Origin of the sequence: Caulobacter sp. FWC26 (assembly GCF_002742645.2) — a bacterium.
Taxonomy (GTDB): Bacteria; Pseudomonadota; Alphaproteobacteria; order Caulobacterales; family Caulobacteraceae; genus Caulobacter.
Map to the genome: position 1 here is coordinate 2,764,492 of NZ_CP033875.1, position 20,382 is coordinate 2,784,873.

Here is a 20,382-nt window from a genome sequence, read left to right on the forward strand (position 1 = left end):
CCTGGGGCTCGGCTCGCCCTACACTGGTGGACCGCGGAACGGATCGTTCTCCCGCAGCCAGCGCCGGGCCGGTCGCTCGACCGCGTGATAGACCGCCACCGACACAAGGAGGCACACCGCCAGGACCCCGAACCTGGCGCCCCAGGCCCAGACCCCGGTCGGCGGCGCCGGCAGGCGGTCCAGGACTTCGAAATAGGCGATGTCGACCGGCAAGTGGGTCATGTAGACCGCGTAGGAGATCTCGCCGAGATAGACCGCCAGCGGCGCGGCCAGGAGGGTGGCGCGCCCAGCCTTGTCCGTTTCCGCCAGGCAGAAGATCAGCGCCGCCAGGCCCGGCCAGATCCAACGATCGGCCAGACCCAGGGCGGTGGACAAGACGATCCAGACCACCGCGAGACCCGTACCCAGCAGCGCCAGCCTCGGCGACATCGACCGTGTCGCGCCCAACCGATGCAGGGCCACGCCCATGGCGAAGGACGGCACGATCCGCAACGCCCCGCCCTGGGCGGTCAACCGGGTCAGCGATCCGCCGAAGGTCTGCACGATCCCGTCGAGCGCGAAGAACAGGACGATCGCCAGCACCACGGCCAGAACGGGACGCGCGCGTAAGGCGATGGATGCGACGGCCGCCGCCGGGAACAGCAGGTAGGCGAACCATTCGGCCGAGATCGACCAGGATGGGAAGTTCCACTGCACGGTTGGCGTCGACCACCAGGCATGGATCAGCACCAGATGCTGCGGGATGGCGCTGGGATCGAAGGCCTGTGTCTCGAAGCTGGCGCCGGCCCAGCGGCCCAGGGCCCAGAGGACGATGGTCGCGCCCAGGGTCAGCAGATGCACCGGATAGAGCCGCGCCAGGCGGGCCCACAGGAAGGAACCGTATCGGAAGCGCCCCTCGGACCAGGCCTTCAGATAGACATGGGAGAGGATGAAGCCCGACAGGATGAAGAAGAGATCGACCCCGAGATAACCCTTGGCGATCAGACCGAACCGTTCGAGGTCGAGACCGAGGCGATTGCGGAAGTGGTAGACGAGCACCCAGGCGGCCGCGACGATGCGCAGGCCGGTCAGAGATCGAAGATCGGCTGGATACATGGTCCCCCCCGGGATGTTGATGGCCTAGCCCTCGCCGAGCATGCCGCCATCGCGGCGCGTTTCGGTTTCGCTCTCGACGCCCTCGACATTGCCGCCCGTCGGGCCGCCCTCGTCGATCATGCCGCCGTCCTTGCGGGGCGCGGGCTCCGGGGATGACGACGGCTTGCCATCGGTGCTGGTCGCCGCGTCGGGCTTGGGGGGATTGGGATTGGTCATGTGCTGCTCCTGAAAACTGGCCGTGGGGGCGGGTCGGGACGCGCCTGGCTCCGCGCTAGGCGGTCGCGGCCCCGGTGCGGTGTCGGTGGCCGCCATAGGCGACGACCTGGATCTTGCCGATGGTCGCCAACCCCACATCGGCGGCCACTTCCAAGGTCGCGGCCAAGGCGTCGAGCTTGGCGCGGCTGTCGACCATCTCGACGATCAGATGCTGTTCGGGAGCCAGGTCGCGGGCCTTGGCGCCGTGCAGCACCGCCTCGCCAAAGGCTTCTTCGATACGCAGCACCGCCGCGCCGGCGATGTCCATCTCGCGGGCGCGCGCCATAAGTACCGCGTCATAGGCGACCCCGTTCAGGGTCGCGCCGGCGTCCAGGTAGATCCGCAGGATGTGCAGGTCGTCTTCGTTCACGCGTCACCTCACGCTCTAAAGTCTGGCGCGCCCCAAGGTCTGGGGCGGCCAGCAGATTGAGGGCCGGCCGCCTAAGCGTGCCGCCCCTCCTCTCCGCACTCGGTCACTTCGGTCTGGATGGTGACGTGGTGCAGGTCGAAGTCGGTCTCTAGTCGGGTGGCGATCGCCGTGCGCACGGCCTCGCCCTGCGCTCCCTCTGTCAGCACGACATGGACGGTGCAGACCGCCTGGTCCGCGCCCGTGGTCCACAGATGCAGCTCGTGAACGCTGGCCACGCCAGGGGCCTCGGTAATGGCCTTGCGCACGCCGGCCAGGGCCATTCCGGGAGGCGCGCCTTCCAGGAGGATTCGGGTGGTGTCCTTCAAAAGGATCCAGGTCCGCGGCAGCACCCACAGGCCGATGCCGATGGCCACGATCGGGTCGACGAACCGCCAGCCGGTGATCTTGATGACGATGGCCCCGACGACCACGCCCAGCGAGCCGAGCATATCGGCCCAGACCTCGAGATAGGCGCCCTTGACGTTGAGGCTCTTGTCCTTGTGGCTGGCCAGAAGGCGCATGGAGATCAGGTTGATGACCAGGCCCAGCGCCGCGACGATGAACATCCCCACCGAGCCGACGGGCTCGGGGTTGAGGATGCGCTTGACGCCTTCGACCAGAACATAGATGGCGACGCCGAACAGCAGGATGGCGTTGAAAGCCGCCGCGAGGATCTCGAAGCGCCGATAGCCGAAGGTGAAGTCCTCGGTGGGCTTGCGCTGGCCGACCCGGATCGCCGCCAGGGCGATGGCCAGGGCGGCGGCGTCGGTGAACATGTGCGCGGCGTCTGACAGCAGCGCCAGGCTGTTGAAGGCGATGCCGGCGACGACCTCAGCGATCAGGAATGTCGAGGTCAGCGCCAGGGCTATGGCAAGCCGCTTGCCGTTCGCCTGGCTCGCGCCGTGATCGTGTCCAGCTCCCATTGAAAACCTCTCCTCTTCACGTGCGCCGAAACGCGCCTGCCAAGTTTGAGGGATCAACGCACGAAACCCGCCAAATGGGAGCTTCGCGCGCGCTCCCCCGCGTCTATTTCTTGTCGAGGATGGAGAGGGTCGCTTTCTCCATCGCGTCCTGGGTATCGAGGACGTTGAGATTGGCCTCATAGGCTTTCATAGCCTGCTTGAGGTCGAGGCTCTCGGCCAGGCTGTTGACGTTGGGCAGCAGCACGTAACCGGCGGCGTTGGCCGCTGGGTGGCCGGGGTCGTAGGCTTGAGGGAATGGTTTGGGATCGGCTTTCACGCCGCTCAACACCACGCCCTCATCGCCGCCCATCGGCTCGACCTTGAACACCGGGATCTGGCGGCGATAGGGCTCGCCGCCGGGGGTTCTGGCGGTCGAGTTCGCGTTGGCGATGTTCTCGGCCAGGATCTGGATACGCTTCTTCTGGGCTTGCAGTCCCGACACGGCGATCGCCGTGCTTCCCCCTTCGATCGGCTTACTCATTCAAGTGCTCCGTGGGTGGATATGAAGAACGGGCGGCGCGCCGGAGCTTGTCCGGCGCGCCGCCTTGGTCTTAGGCGTCGGCGGGTCTCCGGATTTCGGCCTTACGCAGGACGAAGCGGCAGATCGCCGGCAGGACGAAGAGCGTGAGGGCCGTGGCGGTGATCAGCCCGCCGATGACGACGGTGGCCAGCGGACGCTGGACCTCCGCGCCGGTGCCGGTCGCCAGGGCCATGGGCACGAAGCCCAGCGAGGCGACCAGACCGGTCATCATCACCGGCCGCAGCCGCTCCATGGCCCCGTCGATGATCGCCTTCTCCAGCGGCATGCCGGTGGCGAGGCGCTGTCGGATGGCGGTCATCATGACCAGGCCGTTCAGCACCGCCACGCCCGAGAGCGCGATGAAGCCGACGGCGGCCGAGACGGAGAACGGGATCCCGCGCAAGGCCAGGCCGAAGACGCCGCCGGCCAGGGCCAGCGGGATCGCCGAGAACACGGCCGCGGCCGGCGCGATGCCGCCCAGGGCCATGTAGAGCAGGCCGAAGATCAGCAGGAAGCAGAGCGGGACCACGAGCGCCAGGCGGCCTTGGGCGGCCTTCAGATTCTCGTACTGACCACCCCAGACCAGCCAGGAGCCGGCCGGCAGCTTGACCTGCGCATCGACCTTCTGCTGGGCCTGCGTGACGAACGAGCCCAGGTCCGCGCCGCGAACATTCGACTGGACCACGACGCGACGCTTGCCGTTCTCGCGGCTGACCTGGTTGAGGCCTTCCGAATAGGAGAACTTGGCCACGTCGCGCAGAGGCACCGAGGCGCGGGCGCCGCCCCCTGCCCGCTCAGGCAGCATGACCGGCAGGGCGCCGACGGCGTCCAGGTCGTTGCGGCTGGCGTCCGGCAAGCGGACCACCACGTCGAAGCGTCGGTCGCCCTGGAAGACCAGGCCGGCCTCGCGGCCGCCCATGGCCACGGCCAGGGTGTCGGCGACCTCCTCGACCGTCAGGCCGAGGCGACCGATGGCGTCGCGATCGAGCTGGACGTCCAGGGTCGGGAAGCCCGAGGTCTGCTCGACCTTGACGTCCGCCGCGCCCTTCACCGTCCGCAGGACCGTGGCGATCTCTTCGGCGGTGCGGCTCATGGCGTCGAGATCGTCGCCATAAACCTTGATCGCCACGTCGCCGCGCACGCCGGCGATCAGCTCGTTGAAGCGCATCTGGATCGGCTGGCTGAACTCGTAGGCGTTGCCCGTCAGGCCTTCCAGCTTGTTCTCGATGCGGCCGATCAGCTCGGCTTTGGTCTCATTCTTATTGGGCCATTCGTCCTTGGGCTTGAGGATGATGAAGGCGTCCGAGGCATTGGGCGGCATGGGGTCGCTGGCGACCTCGGCCGTGCCGGTCTTGGAGTAGACGAAGGCCACTTCGGGGAAACCCGCCACGACGCGCTCGATCCGGCGCTGCATGCGCAGCGACTGCTCCAGCGAGGTCGACGGGATGCGCAGGGCCTGGACGGCCATGTCCTTCTCGTCGAGCTGAGGCGTGAACTCCCGGCCCAGGAACCCGAAGGTCACGGCGGCCAGGACAAAGAGCGCCACCGCGCCGCCGATCACCGGCCAGGGCTTGGCCACGACCTTGTGCAGCAGCGGCTCATAGCGGGACTTGGTCCAGCGGACCGGCGCGACTTCCTTCTCGGCCACCTTGCCGTTGATCAACAGGGCGATCATGGCCGGGATGAAGGTCAGCGACAGCACGAAGGCGCCGGCCAGGGCCAGCATCACGGTGATGGCCATCGGCGAGAAGGTCTTGCCCTCCACGCCGGTGAAGGTCAGCAGTGGGGCGTAGACCAGGAGGATGATCGCCTGGCCATAGACGGTGGGCGAGATCATCTCGCGGGCGGCTTCGCGGGTTTCGCCCAGGCGCTCGGACAGCGTCAGGAGACGGCCCTCGTGGTGCTGGCGCTCGGCCAGGCGCCGCAAGGCGTTTTCGACGATGATCACGGCGCCGTCGACGATCAGACCAAAGTCCAGCGCGCCCAGGCTCATCAGATTGCCCGAGACGCCCAGCTTGTTCATGCCGATGGCGGTCATCAGCATCGACAGCGGGATGACCAGGGCGGTGATCAGGGCGGCGCGGAAGTTCCCGAGCAGCAGGAACAGCACCACGATGACAAGCAGAGCGCCTTCGGTCAGGTTCTTTTCGACGGTCTTGATGGTCGCGCCGACCAGCTTGGAGCGGTCGTAGACCACCTGGACCTTCACGCCGACCGGCAGACTCTTGGCCACCTCGGTCAGCTTCTCGGCCGAGGCGCCCGCGACGGTGCGGCTGTTCTCGCCGGTCAGCATCAGCACGGTGCCGACAACGACCTCTTCGCCGTTCTCCGAAGCCGCACCGGTGCGCAGGGCGCCGCCGAGCTTGACGGTGGCGACGTCACGCACGCGGATCGAGACACCTTCACGCGCCGCGACCGTGGCGTTGGCGATCTCGTCGACCGTGCGGACGCGGGCGTCGGCGCGAACGAGGAAGGCTTCCCCGCCCTTCTCGACGAAGTTGGCGCCGACGGCGAGGTTCGCCGCCTCCAGGGCTTTGGCCAGGTCGTTGAACGAGACGCCGACCGAGGCCATGCGGGTCGGATCGGGCTGGACGATGAACTGCTTTTCGAAGCCGCCGATGGAGTCGACACCGGCCACACCCGCGACCGAGCGCATCTGGGGCCGGACGATCCAGTCCTGCACTTCGCGCAGGAACGCCGCCTGGGCCGTGGGATCGGAAAGCCGCTCCCCCGTCGAGGTCAGGTAGGACCCGTCGCTCTGCCAGCCGGGCGAACCTTCGGTGACCTTGGCGCCCTTGCCGCCCGGATGCTCGAAGGCCACGGTCCACATCAGGACCTCGCCCAGACCCGAGGAGATCGGGCCCATGGCCGGTTCGGCTCCGGCCGGCAGGCTTTGGCGCACCTGGGTCAGGCGCTCGGCCACCTGCTGGCGGGCGAAGTAGATGTCGGTCTTTTCCTTGAAGACGATCGTCACCTGGGAAAAGCCGTTGCGCGAGATCGAGCGCGTGGACTCCAGGCCAGGGATGCCGGCCATGGCCGTCTCCACCGGGAAGGTGACGAGCTTTTCCACCTCGGCCGGGGCCAGGGTTCCCGAGACGGTGTTGATCTGGACCTGCTTGTTGGTGATGTCGGGCACCGCGTCGATCGGCAGGCGCACGAGGTTGTAGACGCCTAGGGCCGCGACCAGCGTGACCAGGGCGATGACGGCCCACCGGAAGCGGACCGAAAGGTCGAGGATACGGCCGATCATCGGGCCACCTCGCCGGTTTCCATGGCGTGGGGCTTGTCCTGATAGCGGACTTCCAGCTTGGTCACCGAGGCCAGCTGAAGCAGCGGAAAGGTCGCTTCAAAGCGAGCCGGCTCCCGGTCGGTGCGCTGGGGGCTGAGCGCCGCCAGGCGCGTGGGGACGGTGATCGCCCAGTGCCCGTCGGGATCGAAGGCGCTGACGTCGAGGTGGGCGGTGACCGGCGGCAGGCTGCGGCCTGGCGCGCGTCGGACCAGGCCCGACACGCGCAGGCCGTTGCCGGTATCGCGCGCCGAGGCGGTGATGATCTCGACGGTGCGGCCGCCGACACGGTCGATCGTCACCGCATCCTTGGCTTGGGCCGTTGAGGTGGTGAGCGAAGCGACCAGGGCGGCCGCGGCGAGGATGAGCTTAGTCTTCATGGCTCGCCTCCCCCTTGCCGAGTTCAGCCTTCAGCAGGAAAGCGCCCTTGCCGGCGATCTGCTCGCCGGTGCGCACGCCCGAGAGGATCTCGACCTGGCCGCCGCCACGGCGACCGACCCGGACCGGGCGCGGCTCGAAGCCGTTCTTGGTGCGCACGAAGACGACCTCGGCGCCATTGACGGTCTGGACGGCCTCGTCTGGTGCGGAGATGCGGCCGCTGACGCTGGCGGCGGCGCCGCGCGGGGTGATGCGCGCGCGCAGCGCCTGGCCGGGGGTCAGCATCGGGGCTTCGCCACTGACGGCCAGTACGGCGGTAGCCGAACGGTTCTCGGCGTCCAGCGCCGGGGTGATGCTGCGCACGGTGGCGTTCACCGAACCGCTTGCGGTCTCGACCACGGCCGCGTCGCCGGGCTTGACGCGCTGGGCGTCGGCGACCGGGAGCGCGGCCTGGATCTCGATGCGGCCCGGATCGGCGACCCGGAAGAGTTCGGAGCCGGCGGCGACATAGGCGCCGAGGGTGGCGGTGGCGGCGGTGATCCGGCCCGAAATCGGGCTGGTCACGGCCAGGGTGCGGCCATTGCCGCTGACGCCAGCGGCGGCGCTGGCGCCGCTCGCGCGCCGCAGCTCGGACTCGGCGATGGCGGCCTCGCGCTGGGCGGCTTCCAGGTCCTGGCGAGCGGTGATCTTGGCCTCGAACAGGCGCTGCTCACGGACCAGGGCCTGGCGGGCGGCGGCGGCCTTGGCGGCCGCGGCGCTCCGGTCGGCGCTGATGGCGGCGGCGTCGCGGCTCTCGATGGCGGCGATCACCTCGCCGGCGGCGACGGGGTCGCCCAGGCGCTTGTTGATACGAACGATGGCCCCGTCGGCGCGAGCCGCCAGGATCGCCGCGCCATTGGGCGTGGCCACCACCGTGGCCTGGGCCGGAACGGCCGCATCGAGCCCGCCGCCGGCCAGGGTCACCAGCTGGATGCCGTCGGCGGCGATGCGCTCGGCGGTCATCGCGACATGGGGCTTTTCGCCGGCGTGATCTTCCTTGGCCTCGGCGGCCGGGGCGTCCTTGGCGGGCGAGGACAGCATGGTCTTGCCGATCAGCACGCCGGCGCCGGCGGCCAGGACGGCGCTGACCGCCACGGCCGTCAGCAGGGTCTTTCTATCGTTGGACTTCATGGTGAGCTTTCCTATTGCGCGGCGGCGCGTTCGAGCGCGGCCAGCGCCTTGGCGCGTTCGAGGCGCGCGGCGATGAGTTCGGTGCGGGCGGTCGTCAGGGCGCCTTGCGCGTCGAGGACTTCGAGCAGCGAGAACTTCCCCGCCTCGAAGCCACCGCGCGCCAGATCGACGGCGGTTTGGGCCTGCGGGACGATCTTGCTGTCGAGCACTTCCAGCCGGGCATTGGCCGCGCGCAGCGAGGCTTCGCCGTCACGCACCGCCCGGACCGAGCGAGCCAGCGCCAGGCGCTCACGCGCCTCGGCGGCGGTCGCGTCGGCGCGAGCGGCCGCGACCGTGCCCTGGTTGCGATTGGAGATCGGGATCGGGGCCGTGAAGCCGACGATCATCGCCGAGTCGCCGGTCTGCTCGAACCGCCGCACGCCGGCCTGAACCGTCAGGTCCGGGCGGCCGGCGGCGCGCTCGCGATCGATGACGGCGCGGGCCGTTTCGAGGTCCGCGCGCGCCTGGCGCACGTCCAGGGTCTCGCTGGGATCGATCGTGGTCTGGGGGGGCGCGGCCGGGTCCTGACCGCGCACAAGCTCGATCGTCTCGCCCGCGTCGCCCCAGAGGGTGACGAGCGCGCGCCGGGCGGCCAGCGCCTCGGCTTCGGCGGCGATCACCGCAGCGGCCGCTTCGCGGCTGGCGGCTTCGGCGCGCAAGGCCCGCAGCGGCGGCTCGCGTCCGGCCTCGACCAGGGTGCCGGCGACCTTGGACAGCCCCTCGGCGCGGGCGGCGGTTTCACGCGCCAGGACCAGGCGATCCTGGGCGGCCAACGCCTCCGCGTAACGGACCCGAACTTCCTGGGTCAGGTCGGCCTTGGCGATGGTGAAGCCGATACGGGCGGCATCGACTTCGGCATTGGCGGCGGCGGCGCGGGTGCGGCGCTTGCCGCCCAGCTCCAGGCGCTGGCTAATCGTGGCGGTGGTTTCGGCGGCGCCGAACCGGCCATAGGGGCCCGAGCCGGCGAAGTTCTCCGATTGGAGGCCGGCTTCGGGGTTGGGCATCAGGCCAGCCTGGCGCGCGCGGCCTTCCGCCGCCTTCACCGAAGCTTCGGCGGCCGTGACAAGCGGTGACTGGGTCTGGGCGCGCGAAATGGCGGCGTCCAGGGTGAGCGGCTCGGCAGCGGCGCGCGAGAACGCGCCGACACCGGCGAGCGCCAGAACCGCGCCGAGAACGGCAGCGGGCCGGGCATAACGGGAATGCATGGGAGGTCCCTGTGTGAGAACTGACGATGGCGATTACGCGCGCGAAGGCGCGGCCAGGGTCAGGCTCGAGGGGGCTCGTTGGGGCCGTCAGGCATGCGCGAGGGCGGCATGTTGAGGGCCGAGGCGACCAACCGGATACGGTCGGCGGACACGACGTGCTGCGCCCCAACGACCGGGTTCATCAGCTGAGGCACATGGTGGCAGTGACCGCCCGGTTCGCCGCCTTTGGCGTCCGAGGCGTCCGCCGCGTCCTGGTCGTCGATCTGGGTGAAGCTCGCGGCTTCAGCCGCGGCGCCATGCTCGGCGGTCACCGACGTCTCCGGCGGACAGACGTCCAACCGGAACGACGGCGCGGCGACGGCGAGCACCAGCAGGCACGCGAAAAGCGCTCCCGTCCAAGTCTTCAGCCATGTCGGCACGTCGAACATAAAAGGGCCTATAGCGTCCGTGTTGCGTCGAGGAAATACGTTACAAGATACACTTGGCGTGGCGCATCAGCGCAGCCGCAAGGGTCAGATCCGGGTCCGCGGACGTGACCGGGTCACTGCACGCAAAGGCGTGCTGGTGGTGATATATTTCGCGAGAGCTTCCAGCCGGAAGTTGTAGATTCTAACCAACTTTTCGTGCTCAGCCTTAAACTTGAACTGCAAGGCCGCCAAACCGGTGATCTCGTTGGTGTGGCGAAGCAAGGTGCCGCGCGCACTCGGTTCGAGCCGGAAGTATTCGTACGATCGCGCGAAGAACGGCCCCGACTGGAACGCGACTTCCTCGGCCGGCGCCATGCCGATCACCTTGGCCCTGAACCGCAGCCGCTTCTCCGGGTTCGAACCGATGCGGATATAGACCCTAGCGCCCTGCACCGGCACGCCTTCGATCTCCCAGTGCGGGTGCCAGCGCGGATAGGCGCCAAACTCCGTCAAGGTTCGCCAGACCTTGGTCGGGGGCGCGGCGATATCGATCTCTGATTCTATGATCATGGGCGGCCTTTCGTCGCCTTGTCGCCCGCGCCCGATGGGGCCACGACGGGCTCCGGGCACGGGCGGTTCGTGGAAAGCAAGCAGACACGGAACAGCTCGCCGTCTATCGGCGGACTGGCCGTGGGCAAGTCGAAGAACGTGCAGTGGCGCTCGCGCCCGCGCAGATCCCAAAGGACCTTCGACGCGGTGCTCAGGATGTGGCCGTCGCGATCGAGGCGATCGGCTCGCACGAAGCGCGGCGCGGGACCGGCGGTGCGTCGGCAGACCGCGCCGTGGAAGCGCACGCCCTGGCCCTCGGCGACGGCGCGGACCGAGTCCAGCACAAAGCCGCGCGGGGTCGAAAGCGCGATCGGCTTGTCGATGGTGTCGGCCAGGGCCGAGCCGGCGATCGATGCGCCAATCATGGCCAGGCCAAGCGCCATGGCCGGGACGGATCGATGCCCGATCATGGCCGATGCCCCATGCCGATCACCGCCACGGCGATGGTTGCGGCGAGAAACACCATCGCGGCCACCAGGGCGAATAGGGCGCGGCGGGCCGAACGGCGGGCCCAGGCCGCGGCCTCGTCGTGGGATTCAGGGACGCTCATGCCCGGCGCTCCTTGTAAGCCAGGAGGCGCAGGGCGTTGGCCACGACCAGCAGGGTCGAGCCTTCGTGGAAGATCACCGCCTCGCCGATCTTCAAGCCAAACAAGGTCGCCGGGATCAGCACCGCGACCATGCCCAGGCTGACCCAGAGATTTTGGCGGATGATGCCGCTCGTCTTTCGGCTGAGCCCCACCGCGAACGGCAGATGGTTCAGGTCATCGGCCATCAAGGCGACATCGGCGGTCTCCAGGGCCACGTCCGAGCCAGCCGCGCCCATGGCGATGCCGACCGTGGCATTGGCCATGGCCGGGGCGTCGTTGACGCCGTCGCCGACCATCGCGGCCTTGCCGAACTGCTCGCGCAGGGCCTTGATCGTGGCGACCTTGTCCTCCGGCATCAGACCGCCACGGGCCTCATCGAGACCCAGATCACGGGCAATGGCGTCGGAGACCGACTGGTTGTCGCCTGACAGCATGATCATCCGGGTGATCCCGAGGGATCGCAGGCGCTTAATGACGTCGCGCGCCGCCGGACGGGCCGTGTCCATCAGGCCGAGCACGCCAAGATATCGGTCGCCATGGCGCACCATGACGACGGTGCGGCCATTGGCTTCCAGTTTCTGGGCCTCGCTCCACACATCTTCCGGCGGTCGCGGCCCCTCGGCTTCGAACAGGCCTGGCTTGCCGATCACGGCGGACTTGCCGTCCACCTGCGCCTGGATCCCCTGCCCTGTCAGGCTCTTGATGCTGGTGGCTTCCCGGCGGGCCTGGCCGTTCAGCTTGGCCTCGCCGTCGCGCACGACGGCGGCGGCCAGCGGGTGGTCGCTGAGCGCCTCGACCGCCACGGCGATGGCCAGCAGTTCGTCTTCCTCGACGCCTTGGGCCGGGACGATATCGGTCAGCTTGGGCTTGCCTTCGGTCAGGGTGCCGGTCTTGTCGAAAGCCAGGGCCGTCAGGGTGCCCAGGTTCTCCAGCGGACCGCCGCCCTTGACCAGGACGCCGCCGCGGCCGGCCCGGGCCACGCCGCTCAGCACCGCACTGGGCACCGAAATGGCGAGAGCACAGGGGCTGGCGGCCACCAGCACGGCCATGGCGCGGTAGAAGCTGCGGCTGAAGGGCTCATCGAGCACCAGGAAGGCCAGCATCAGGGTCGCGACCAGGACCAGCACGGCCGGAACAAAGACCTTCTCGAACCGGTCGGTGAAGCGCTGGGTGGGCGAGCGCTGGGCCTCGGCCTCGGCGACCATGCGCACCACGCGGGCCAGGGTGCTCTCGCCGGCCTTGCGGGCCACGCGGATGTCGAGCGCGCCCGCGCCATTGATGGTGCCGGCGAACACACGGTATTCCGCGCTGGCCTTGGCGAAGTCGAGATCGCGATCGGCGCTGGCGCGCTTGTCGACGGGCACGCTTTCGCCGGTGACCGGGGCCTGGTTGACGCTGCTGTCGCCCGCCACGACGACGCCGTCGGCGGCGATGCGCTCATTGGGCCGGACCAGGATGATGTCACCGATCTCCAGGGCCTCGACGGCGACGTCCTCGGTCTTGCCGTCACGGCGGACCGTGGCGCGCTCGGGGGCCAGCTTGGCCAGGGCCTCGATCGCCCGGCGGGCCCGGCCCATGGCATAGTGTTCCAGCGAGTGGCCCATGCTGAACAGGAAGAGCAGCAGTGCGCCCTCAGCCCATTGCCCGAGCGCCGCGGCCCCGGCGGCGGCCACCAGCATCAAGGTGTCGATCTCGAACTTGCGCTTGCGCAGGTTTTCGATCGCCTCGGTCAGGGTGAACCAGCCGCCGAACAGGTAGGCCGCCAAGTAGAAGGCCAGCGGCATCCACCCATCGGCCTTGAGGCTGATCAGCCACCCGACCAGCAGCGTCGCGCCGCACAGCAGGGCGAAGATGAGTTCGGTTCGCTCGCCAAACAGCCCACCATGGGCGTGGCCATGGCCGCCCTCCCCGTCGCCATGCTTGTGGTCGCCCTGATCGCCATGGTCATGGCCTTCATGGGCATGCGCAGACTTGCTGGTCATGGCGCTCGCTCCTACCGGTGCGGCTCGACGTGATGGCCGCCGTAACGCAACACCTCGACCTTCTCGAAGGTGACGAGGCCGATGTCCTTGAGATCGTCGAGCTTGGTCAGGAACTCGCGCAAGCGGGCTTCCTCGTCGACGAACTCGATCACCACCGGCAGGTTGTCATTGAAGTCCAGCGGCCGAGGCTCATGCATGCGCGCGGACTCGCCAAAGCCCTTGCGGCCGCGCAGGACCGTGGCGCCGGCCAGTCGATTGGCCTGCGCGCGCTGGACGATGACGTCCATCAGGGACCGGTCGCCGACCAGGGCGTTTTCGTCGGTGTAGATGCGGAGAAGGACCGCTTGTCCGGGGGTTTGCATAGGCGTCTCCTCTTGGTGATTACGGCCCCCGAAGGCTTGGCCCTCGGGGCGTTTGAAGGTGATGCGCCGGCGCGACGCTGTGGGGGCTGAGGGGCCGCGCCGGCGCCCCGGCTAGTGCGTCGTGCTCAAATCCGACGCGGCCGGACCCTCGTCTGGGGTCTTCCGACCAGACCCCAGTTGGAGGATGAGATTGGCGATGGCGGGCAAGACGAGCAGGGTCACGGCGGTGGCCGTGACCAGGCCGCCGATGACCACCATGGCCAGGGGCTTTTGCACTTCGGCGCCGGTCCCGCTGGCCAGGGCCATCGGGATGAAACCGATGGCCGGGACGAGGCCCGTCATCAGAACCGGACGGAAGCGCTCGACCGAGCCCTCGTAGATCGCCTGGGCCACGGGCACGCCCGCTTCGAGGCGCTCTCGGACGCTGGTCATGACGACCAGGCCGTTGAGAACCGCGACGCCGGCCAGAACGATGAAGCCGACGGCGGCCGAGATCGAGAATGTGATCCCCGTCAGCGCCAGGGCGAACACACCGCCCGAAAGTCCGAGCGGGATCGCCGCGAACACCGAGGCTGCGGGTCCGAACCCGCCCAGCGCCATGTAGAGCACCAGGAAGATCAGCGCGAAGCACAGCGGCACGACGATCGACAGGCGTTGGGTGGCGGCCTTCAGGTTCTCGAACTGGCCGCCCCAGGTCAGCCAGTAGCCGGTCGGAAGCTGGACGGCTTCGACCTTTGTACGGGCTTCGGTGACGAACGAACCGATGTCGCGGCCCCGCACGTTGACCTGGATGACCACCCGGCGCTTGCCGTCCTCGCGGCTGATCTGGTTCAGACCATCGGAGAAGCGGAACTGCACCAGCTCGCGCAGCGGCACCGAACGTTGCACACCACTGTCGCCGGCCGGCAGCATGACCGGCAGGGCGCCCAGGGCGTCCAGGTCGTTGCGCTGGGCCATCGGCACGCGGACGGTGATGTCGAAGCGGCGGTCACCCTCGAAGACATCGCCTGCCTGGCGCCCGCCCATGGCCGTGGCCACGGTGTCGGCGACTTGGTCGATGCTGAGACCAAAGCGGGCGATGGCGGCCCGGTCGAACTTGACGTCCAGGGTGGGAGCCCCGCCGACCTGTTCGACGCGAACGCCTTCAGCGCCTTGGATCGACTCCAGCACCGCGCCGATCTTGGCGGCGGTGGCGCTCATCTTGTCCAGATCATCGCCATAAAGCTTGATGGCGACGTCACCGCGCACACCGGCGATCAGCTCGTTGAAGCGCATCTGGATGGGCTGGGTGACTTCGAAGCTGTTGCCCAGCAGCGGCGCGACCTTGGCCTCGATGCGTTGAACGACACCGGCTTTGTTCTCGACGGTCTTGGGCCACTCCTTTTGCGGCTTGAGGATGATGAAGCCGTCCGAGGCGTTGGGCGGCATCGGGTCGGTGGCGACCTCGGCCGTGCCGGTCTTGGAGAACATCATCTCCACTTCAGGCAGGGACGAGACGTTCTTTTCGACCTGGCGCTGCATGGTCAGCGACTGTTCGAGCGCCGTCGACGGGATCTTCAGCGAGCCCATGGCGACGTTCTTTTCGTCCAGCTGCGGGATGAACTCCTGGCCCAGCGTCGTGTAGACCACGCCGGCGACCAGGAAGAGCGCCACCGCGCCGCCGATGAACGGCCAGGGACGATCGACCACGCGCTTCAGGACAGGCTCATAACGCTGCCTGGAGACGGCGATCACCTTGACTTCCTTCTCCGAGATCTTGCCGCGCATCAGGATGGCGACGAGAGCCGGAACGAAGGTCAGCGACAGGATGAAGGCCGCGCCCAGGGCCAGCATGATGGTGATGGCCATCGGCGAGAAGGTCTTGCCTTCCACGCCCGTGAAGGTCAGCAGCGGGGCGAAGACCAAGAAGATGATCGCCTGGCCGAAGACGGTCGGACGGATCATTTCCTGGGCCGCGCGCAGCACGGTTTCCAGGCGTTCGGGCAGTCGCAGCAGGCGGCCTTCGTGGTGCTGGCGCTCGGCCAGGCGTAGCAGACAGTTTTCGATGATGATGACGGTGCCGTCGACGATCAGGCCGAAGTCCAGCGCCCCCAGGCTCATCAGGTTGCCGGGCACCTTCAGCTCGTTCATGCCGATGGCCATCATCACGAAGGACAGCGGGATGATCAGCACGGCGATGAAGGCCGCGCGGACGTTGCCGAGCAGCAGGAACAGGGTCGCGGCGACCAGGATGGCGCCTTCGGTCAGGTTGCGTTCAACGGTCTTGATGGTGGCGTTGACCAGCACCGAGCGGTCGAGCGCGGTGGTGATCACCACGCCATTCGGCAGGGCCTTGCGAACATCGACGAGCTTATCGCCGACCGACTTGGCGACCGAGCGGCTGTTTTCGCCGATCAGCATCAGGGCGGTGCCGACAACGACTTCTTCGCCGTTCTTGCTGGCTGCGCCGGTGCGCAGGTCACCGCCGACCCGCACGGTGGCGACGTCCTTGACGGCGACGGGCACGGTGCGGCGGGTGGCGATGATGGCGTTCTGGATCTCGTCCAGCGTGCGCACCCTTGCGTCGGCCCGGACCAGATAGGCCTCGCCCGCGCGCTGGATGAAGTTGGCGCCGACGGAGAGGTTGGCGCCTTCCAGGGCCTTGGCCAGATCGGTGTAGGAGACGCCGTAGGCGACGAGCTTGGCCGGGTCGGGTTCGACCACATACTGCTTTTGGAAGCCGCCGATGGAGTCGACGCCGGCCACGCCCTTGACGGTGCGCAGTTGCGGACGAACGACCCAGTCCTGGATGGTGCGCAGATACGCGCCCTGCGAGGTGGCGTCGGTGAGGCGTTCGCCCTCCGGCGTCAGATAGGCGCCGTCGCTCTGCCAGCCGGTCTGGCCGTCACGAACCTTGGCGCCCTTGCCGCCCGGATTGGCGTACTCGACCGAGTACATGTAGACCTCGCCGAGGCCCGTGGTGACGGGCCCGATCTGCGGCTGGATCCCGGCTGGCAGGCTATCGCCCGCCTGGGTCAGACGCTCGGCCACCTGTTGGCGGGCGAAGTAGAGGTTGGTCTTCTCCGAGAAGATCGCGGTGACCTGCGAGAAGCCGTTGCGCGAGATCGAGCGGGTGGTCTCCAGGCCGGGGATGCCGGCCAGGGCCGTTTCCACCGGGAAGGTCACCCGCTTTTCGATTTCGACCGGCGAAAGCGCGCCGGCGACGGTGTTGATCTGCACCTGGTTGTTGGTGATGTCGGGAACGGCGTCGATGGGCAGCTTGGTCAGCTGCCACGTGCCGAGGAGTGCGATGATGACGGTGAGAAGCAGGACGTACCAACGCCCCTTCACCGACATCGAGAGTAAGCGACCGATCATTTCGGCGTGTCTCCAGAATAGCGGTTAGGGGTCAGTCTTCTTCCGAGCTCTTGCCGAGTTCGGCCTTGAGCAAGAAGGCGTTCTTGACCGCCAGGGTCTCGCCGCCTTTCAGACCATCGACGATGACGACACGTCCGCCGCTGCGCTGACCGGCCAGCACGTGCTGGACACGGAAGCCCTCCTTTGTCCGCACGAACACCACGTCGTTGCCGTTGACCGTCTGGACGGCCTCTTCGGACACGACGATCCCGCTCGAGGTCGATTGGCGCGAGGTGATGCGGGCGCGGACCAGCTGGCCCGGCTGCAACTGCCCTGCCCCGCCCGTCAGGGTCAGGACGACCGTGGCGCTGCGGGTTTCCTCGTTCACGCCTGGCGTCACGGAGCGGACGACGGCGGTGCGGGTTTCGCCGCCGGTCGTCTCGACGATGGCCTGGTCGCCGGGCTGAATGCGCCGGGCGTCGACGGCGGTAACCGAGGCGTTGACCTGGATCTTGGCCGGGTCGGAGATGCGGAAGAGTTCGGTCTCCGGCGCGACGAAGGCGCCCAGGCTGGCGGTCATGGCGGTCACGCGGCCGTTGATCGGGCTGATGACGGCGACATAGCCACCCGATACCGCCGAGGCGCCGGCCGCGGTCGCGGCGCGACGGGCCTCGGCCTCGGCCACGGCCACTTCGGCCTGGGCGGTCTCATAGTCCTGGCGCGGGCTGACCTTCTGTTCGAAGAGACGCTTCTCACGGGCCAGGTTCTTGCGGGCCAGGTCGGCCTTGGCCGAGGCGACGCTGCGGTCGGCCGAGATCTGGGCGGCCTCGCGGCTGGAGACCAGGGCCAGGGTCTCGCCGGCCCGCACGGGGTCGCCGAGGCGCTTGGTGATGCGGGTGATCGAGCCGGCGGCGCGGGCGGTCAGGGCCGCCTCACCGCCCGGTTCGGCTTCGACGGTGGCCTGAGCGACGACCTCGGCGGCCAGGCCGCCAGTGTTGACCGTCTGCAGCTGGACGCCCGAGGCGGTGATACGCTCGGGACCCATGGCCAGGTTTTGCGGTCCGGCCGCTTCCGCGGCTGCCGCGGGCTTTTCGGTCGCCGGTGTCTCGGCGGGTTTGCCGCCGGACATCTTTCCGACCGAGAAGGCGGCGATGGCGACGACCACGACGGCCGCGCCGCCCAGCAACAACTGCCGGTTCGAGGAATTGGACTTGGGCATCAACGGTCTCCGAAGAGGCGGCCTTGCAGGCGCGCCAGGTCGGCCTCGGCGCGGACGCGCGCCAGCTGGGCCTGGATGGTTTGGTCGCGCGCTTCGGCCAGAGACCGGCGCGCATTGATCAGCTCGACCAGGGGGGCCTTGCCGGACTCGTAGGCGATGCGGGTAAGACGGAAGGCTTCGGCCGCACTGGTTTCGCCTTCGCTCGCCGCGTTGGCCCGCGATTGGGCGGCGCCGAGCTGGAACCGGGCCGTGCGGATGTCGGCCTCGGCGTCGAAGCGGGCAGCGTTAAGCCGGGCCTCGGCCGCCTGCAGCTCGCCCTGAGCGGCGGTGATGTTGCCGCGGTTCTGGTCGAAGACCGGGATGGGCAGCGAGACGCCAGCGACCAGGGCCGTGGAGTCGTCGCCGCTAAAGCGGCGAATGCCAGCCGATACCGTGACGTCCGGCACCGCGCGGGTTCGTTCGATCCGCACCCGCCGGGCGGCGGCTTCACGGTCGGCTTCCGCCGCTACGACCGCCGGGGTCGACAGCGCATCGATGTCGCCGGGCTGGCTCGTGACCTTGGGGCTGGTCAGCAGGCTGTCGCTCAGCGAGGTGAAGGGCGTTGCCGACCCGACGAGGGCTGTCAGCCGCGAGAAGGCGCCGGTCCGTTCGGCCCGAGCCTCTTCTCGGGAGGCCAGCGCGGCGGTCAAGGCCGCTTGAGCCTGCAGGGTGCGTAGCTCGGCTTCCTTGCCGGCGTCGACCATGACCCGCGAGGCGCGCAGCGTCTCGTCGGACAGGGTCACGGCTTCGTCAGCCAGGGCGACACGACGTTCGGCCGCCTCGGCCAGGGCGTAGGCGTCGGCCAGGGCGAAGGCGAAATCAGCCTTGGACTGAACCAGGCGCGCCCGCGCCGCATCGAGAGCGGCGCGACCGGCGGCGACCCGCGCGTCGCGCTTGCCCCCGACTTCGAGCGGCTGGCTCAGCTGGAAGGTCGTCTCGGCATTGTTCGTACCGCTGTAGATCCCCTTGCCGCTGAAGTTCTCGACGGTCACCCCGGCAGTCGGATTGGGGCGGGCGCCGGCCTGGCGGGCCAGACCTTCCGCTTGACGAACGCCGGCCGCCGCTTCGGCGAGCCTGGGCGCATTGGCCTGCGCTTGAGTAAGCAGGTCCTTGAACGGCGGCGCCGGATCGGCGGCCGCGCCGGTCGCGGACGCCAACGCGCCTACGATCGCGGCCGCGCTCACGGCCGCGAAACGCAGCCGCCCACGCATGATGAGAGTCATGAAGATGTGTTCCTAGAGATTGAGACGCAGACGGTCCGCCGCGATGGGCGGAAGGGTCGCGTCAGGCTCTAGGCGGACGATCCAGAAGGACGGGGCGCTCGATCAGCAGGCCCTGGTCCTGCACGGGCTGCCAGGCGGCACGGTCCTCGAACGCGACCGTCTGGGGCGCGAACGACACCGGCAGGCTGATGCTGTGGGCCGAGCAATGGCCCGTACAGGCCGCGAGGGTCTTCTTGACAGGGACCTTTTGGTCGCCCGCGACCTTGATCACGGCCGGGGCCTGGACGTTCGACGCCATGACCTGGGAGGCCACGGACGTCTCGGTTTCCAGAGCCGCGTGTTCGGCCGGGCCGCAAATGACGATGCCCATCAGGAAGACGACGGTGACGAAGAGCGCCACGGCCTTACCGAAGGTGAAACGCACGGGCTGGCCACGGCGCGAGCGCCGCTTTGCGGCGTTTCCGCCGACTTGCCAGCCATGGAGTGCGAGTCCAACCATCCTGAGCTGGCATACCTCTGCTTAGCCGAGATTGAAATGCGTTATATGATTACATGTTATACAATTACACTGAGTGACGACTTGATGCGCCGCAGCGAACACTGAGAAAAGCTAGGCAATACCTAACATCCCCGCCCCAGAACTTCGCCACGACGCGCCAAGATGCCGCATCCAGAAACTCGACCTAACGCCCCGTCGGATAGGGCACGGCCTGCAGGTTGACGTAGTAGGCTTCGAGATCCGTGCCCGCGCCGTCCACCGGCTGCATGACCAGGGCGATATCGTGCCGCCCCTTGGGCAGGGTGAAGACGAAGGACCCATCGGCCGGCTGACGGTCGTGCTCGTAGCGATCGACGGTCTGGACGCTGGGCGCCCCGACATTGACCCGCTTGACGATAACCGGCGCCTGGTCGTTGACCCGCAACAGCGCGCGGACCGAACAAGGACACCCCGCCCCGGTTTCGGCGGCCAGACCGCTGGTGAAGCTGACCATGACGTCGGCCTCGGCGTCCAGGTCCAGCCGGACCTTGCCGACATCGGTCGCGGCCTTTGGGTCAAGCGCCGTCCCGTGGCGATTGGGTGTGTTGAAGTAGGCGATCGCCTTTCGGCTGACGCCATAGGCTGCGGGCTGCTCGGTTGTCGCCGTCGCGGGGGCGTGGGCATGGCCATGCGCGCCATGATCCTGGGCCAATGCCCCATGGGACGCCGCCAGCCAGAGGAGACCCGCCAGGATGGCCGGGGGGAGGATTGCGCGCATACGGGTTCTCCAGGACGGAGAGGCCCTCGCCTCTCCGTCCG

Annotated in this window: 20 protein-coding genes; all 20 read right to left on the minus strand. The window is 68.5% G+C overall.

Going from position 1 to position 20,382, the window contains the following annotated elements:
• Positions 1-18: 18 nt before the first annotated feature.
• Positions 19-1,095, minus strand: coding sequence for an acyltransferase (locus CSW63_RS14740; protein ID WP_062095602.1), 1,077 nt, complete (start codon positions 1,093-1,095; stop codon positions 19-21).
• A gap of 24 nt (positions 1,096-1,119) precedes the next feature.
• Positions 1,120-1,311: a hypothetical protein gene (locus tag CSW63_RS14745; RefSeq protein WP_062095604.1), complete on the minus strand. Its 192-nt coding sequence runs from the start codon at positions 1,309-1,311 to the stop codon at positions 1,120-1,122.
• Positions 1,312-1,366: 55 nt separating this feature from the next.
• A complete protein-coding gene (locus tag CSW63_RS14750; RefSeq protein ID WP_062095606.1) occupies positions 1,367-1,720 on the minus strand; it encodes a DUF190 domain-containing protein in 354 nt (117 codons plus the stop codon).
• 71 nt (positions 1,721-1,791) lie between these two features.
• Positions 1,792-2,682: a cation diffusion facilitator family transporter gene (locus CSW63_RS14755; RefSeq protein WP_062095608.1), complete on the minus strand. Its 891-nt coding sequence runs from the start codon at positions 2,680-2,682 to the stop codon at positions 1,792-1,794.
• A 103-nt stretch (positions 2,683-2,785) separates the two neighbouring features.
• A complete protein-coding gene (flgC, locus tag CSW63_RS14760) occupies positions 2,786-3,202 on the minus strand; it encodes a flagellar basal body rod protein FlgC (RefSeq protein WP_062095610.1) in 417 nt (138 codons plus the stop codon).
• Between the two features lie 70 nt (positions 3,203-3,272).
• Positions 3,273-6,491 (minus strand): efflux RND transporter permease subunit, encoded by a 3,219-nt coding sequence (locus tag CSW63_RS14765; protein ID WP_099503341.1) that lies wholly within the window; start codon positions 6,489-6,491, stop codon positions 3,273-3,275.
• Positions 6,488-6,907 (minus strand): hypothetical protein, encoded by a 420-nt coding sequence (locus CSW63_RS14770; RefSeq protein ID WP_062096444.1) that lies wholly within the window; start codon positions 6,905-6,907, stop codon positions 6,488-6,490. The genes CSW63_RS14765 and CSW63_RS14770 overlap by 4 nt, the downstream gene beginning before the upstream one ends.
• Positions 6,897-8,075, minus strand: a complete 1,179-nt coding sequence (locus tag CSW63_RS14775) for an efflux RND transporter periplasmic adaptor subunit (RefSeq protein ID WP_062096442.1) — start codon at positions 8,073-8,075, stop codon at positions 6,897-6,899. Before CSW63_RS14775 ends, CSW63_RS14770 begins: the two co-directional genes overlap by 11 nt.
• Positions 8,076-8,086: 11 nt before the next feature.
• Positions 8,087-9,319 (minus strand): TolC family protein, encoded by a 1,233-nt coding sequence (locus tag CSW63_RS14780; RefSeq protein WP_066730480.1) that lies wholly within the window; start codon positions 9,317-9,319, stop codon positions 8,087-8,089.
• A gap of 59 nt (positions 9,320-9,378) precedes the next feature.
• Positions 9,379-9,747, minus strand: coding sequence for a hypothetical protein (locus CSW63_RS14785; RefSeq protein WP_066682844.1), 369 nt, complete (start codon positions 9,745-9,747; stop codon positions 9,379-9,381).
• Between the two features lie 84 nt (positions 9,748-9,831).
• The gene (locus CSW63_RS14790; protein WP_066682845.1) at positions 9,832-10,296 is read right to left on the minus strand and encodes an SRPBCC family protein; all 465 of its coding nucleotides are present in this window, start codon (positions 10,294-10,296) and stop codon (positions 9,832-9,834) included.
• Positions 10,293-10,745, minus strand: coding sequence for a hypothetical protein (locus tag CSW63_RS14795; RefSeq protein ID WP_127846984.1), 453 nt, complete (start codon positions 10,743-10,745; stop codon positions 10,293-10,295). Before CSW63_RS14795 ends, CSW63_RS14790 begins: the two co-directional genes overlap by 4 nt.
• Entirely contained in the window at positions 10,742-10,885 is a 144-nt protein-coding gene (locus CSW63_RS23425; RefSeq protein ID WP_156449688.1) for a hypothetical protein, read from the minus strand. Before CSW63_RS23425 ends, CSW63_RS14795 begins: the two co-directional genes overlap by 4 nt.
• Positions 10,882-12,906, minus strand: coding sequence for a heavy metal translocating P-type ATPase (locus CSW63_RS14800; protein WP_099503339.1), 2,025 nt, complete (start codon positions 12,904-12,906; stop codon positions 10,882-10,884). Before CSW63_RS14800 ends, CSW63_RS23425 begins: the two co-directional genes overlap by 4 nt.
• A gap of 11 nt (positions 12,907-12,917) precedes the next feature.
• Positions 12,918-13,268 carry a DUF190 domain-containing protein gene (locus CSW63_RS14805; RefSeq protein WP_066684438.1) on the minus strand — a complete coding sequence of 117 codons (351 nt, stop codon included), beginning with the start codon at positions 13,266-13,268 and terminating at the stop codon, positions 12,918-12,920.
• A 111-nt stretch (positions 13,269-13,379) separates the two neighbouring features.
• Positions 13,380-16,625: an efflux RND transporter permease subunit gene (locus CSW63_RS14810; protein WP_099503337.1), complete on the minus strand. Its 3,246-nt coding sequence runs from the start codon at positions 16,623-16,625 to the stop codon at positions 13,380-13,382.
• 31 nt (positions 16,626-16,656) lie between these two features.
• Positions 16,657-17,823 carry an efflux RND transporter periplasmic adaptor subunit gene (locus tag CSW63_RS14815; protein WP_099503335.1) on the minus strand — a complete coding sequence of 389 codons (1,167 nt, stop codon included), beginning with the start codon at positions 17,821-17,823 and terminating at the stop codon, positions 16,657-16,659.
• Complete coding sequence (locus CSW63_RS14820; protein ID WP_099503333.1) at positions 17,823-19,085, minus strand: TolC family protein; 1,263 nt, start codon at positions 19,083-19,085, stop codon at positions 17,823-17,825. The genes CSW63_RS14815 and CSW63_RS14820 overlap by 1 nt, the downstream gene beginning before the upstream one ends.
• A 61-nt stretch (positions 19,086-19,146) precedes the next feature.
• Positions 19,147-19,509, minus strand: coding sequence for a hypothetical protein (locus CSW63_RS14825; protein ID WP_062100101.1), 363 nt, complete (start codon positions 19,507-19,509; stop codon positions 19,147-19,149).
• 259 nt (positions 19,510-19,768) lie between these two features.
• Entirely contained in the window at positions 19,769-20,341 is a 573-nt protein-coding gene (locus tag CSW63_RS14830) for a hypothetical protein (RefSeq protein WP_062100100.1), read from the minus strand.
• Positions 20,342-20,382: the final 41 nt, after the last annotated feature.

Bases quoted from the DNA above. Each gene is read 5' to 3' on its own strand.
- CSW63_RS14765 (WP_099503341.1), bottom strand. From the start codon at position 6,491: ATGATCGGCCGTATCCTCGACCTTTCGGTCCGCTTCCGGTGGGCCGTC.
- CSW63_RS14805 (WP_066684438.1), bottom strand. From the start codon at position 13,268: ATGCAAACCCCCGGACAAGCGGTCCTTCTCCGCATCTACACCGACGAA.
- CSW63_RS14775 (WP_062096442.1), bottom strand. From the start codon at position 8,075: ATGAAGTCCAACGATAGAAAGACCCTGCTGACGGCCGTGGCGGTCAGC.
- CSW63_RS14800 (WP_099503339.1), bottom strand. From the start codon at position 12,906: ATGACCAGCAAGTCTGCGCATGCCCATGAAGGCCATGACCATGGCGAT.
- CSW63_RS14790 (WP_066682845.1), bottom strand. From the start codon at position 10,296: ATGATCATAGAATCAGAGATCGATATCGCCGCGCCCCCGACCAAGGTC.
- CSW63_RS23425 (WP_156449688.1), bottom strand. From the start codon at position 10,885: ATGAGCGTCCCTGAATCCCACGACGAGGCCGCGGCCTGGGCCCGCCGT.
- CSW63_RS14810 (WP_099503337.1), bottom strand. From the start codon at position 16,625: ATGATCGGTCGCTTACTCTCGATGTCGGTGAAGGGGCGTTGGTACGTC.
- CSW63_RS14745 (WP_062095604.1), bottom strand. From the start codon at position 1,311: ATGACCAATCCCAATCCCCCCAAGCCCGACGCGGCGACCAGCACCGAT.
- flgC (WP_062095610.1), bottom strand. From the start codon at position 3,202: ATGAGTAAGCCGATCGAAGGGGGAAGCACGGCGATCGCCGTGTCGGGA.
- CSW63_RS14830 (WP_062100100.1), bottom strand. From the start codon at position 20,341: ATGCGCGCAATCCTCCCCCCGGCCATCCTGGCGGGTCTCCTCTGGCTG.
- CSW63_RS14785 (WP_066682844.1), bottom strand. From the start codon at position 9,747: ATGTTCGACGTGCCGACATGGCTGAAGACTTGGACGGGAGCGCTTTTC.
- CSW63_RS14740 (WP_062095602.1), bottom strand. From the start codon at position 1,095: ATGTATCCAGCCGATCTTCGATCTCTGACCGGCCTGCGCATCGTCGCG.
- CSW63_RS14755 (WP_062095608.1), bottom strand. From the start codon at position 2,682: ATGGGAGCTGGACACGATCACGGCGCGAGCCAGGCGAACGGCAAGCGG.
- CSW63_RS14815 (WP_099503335.1), bottom strand. From the start codon at position 17,823: ATGCCCAAGTCCAATTCCTCGAACCGGCAGTTGTTGCTGGGCGGCGCG.
- CSW63_RS14820 (WP_099503333.1), bottom strand. From the start codon at position 19,085: ATGACTCTCATCATGCGTGGGCGGCTGCGTTTCGCGGCCGTGAGCGCG.
- CSW63_RS14795 (WP_127846984.1), bottom strand. From the start codon at position 10,745: ATGATCGGGCATCGATCCGTCCCGGCCATGGCGCTTGGCCTGGCCATG.
- CSW63_RS14780 (WP_066730480.1), bottom strand. From the start codon at position 9,319: ATGCATTCCCGTTATGCCCGGCCCGCTGCCGTTCTCGGCGCGGTTCTG.
- CSW63_RS14770 (WP_062096444.1), bottom strand. From the start codon at position 6,907: ATGAAGACTAAGCTCATCCTCGCCGCGGCCGCCCTGGTCGCTTCGCTC.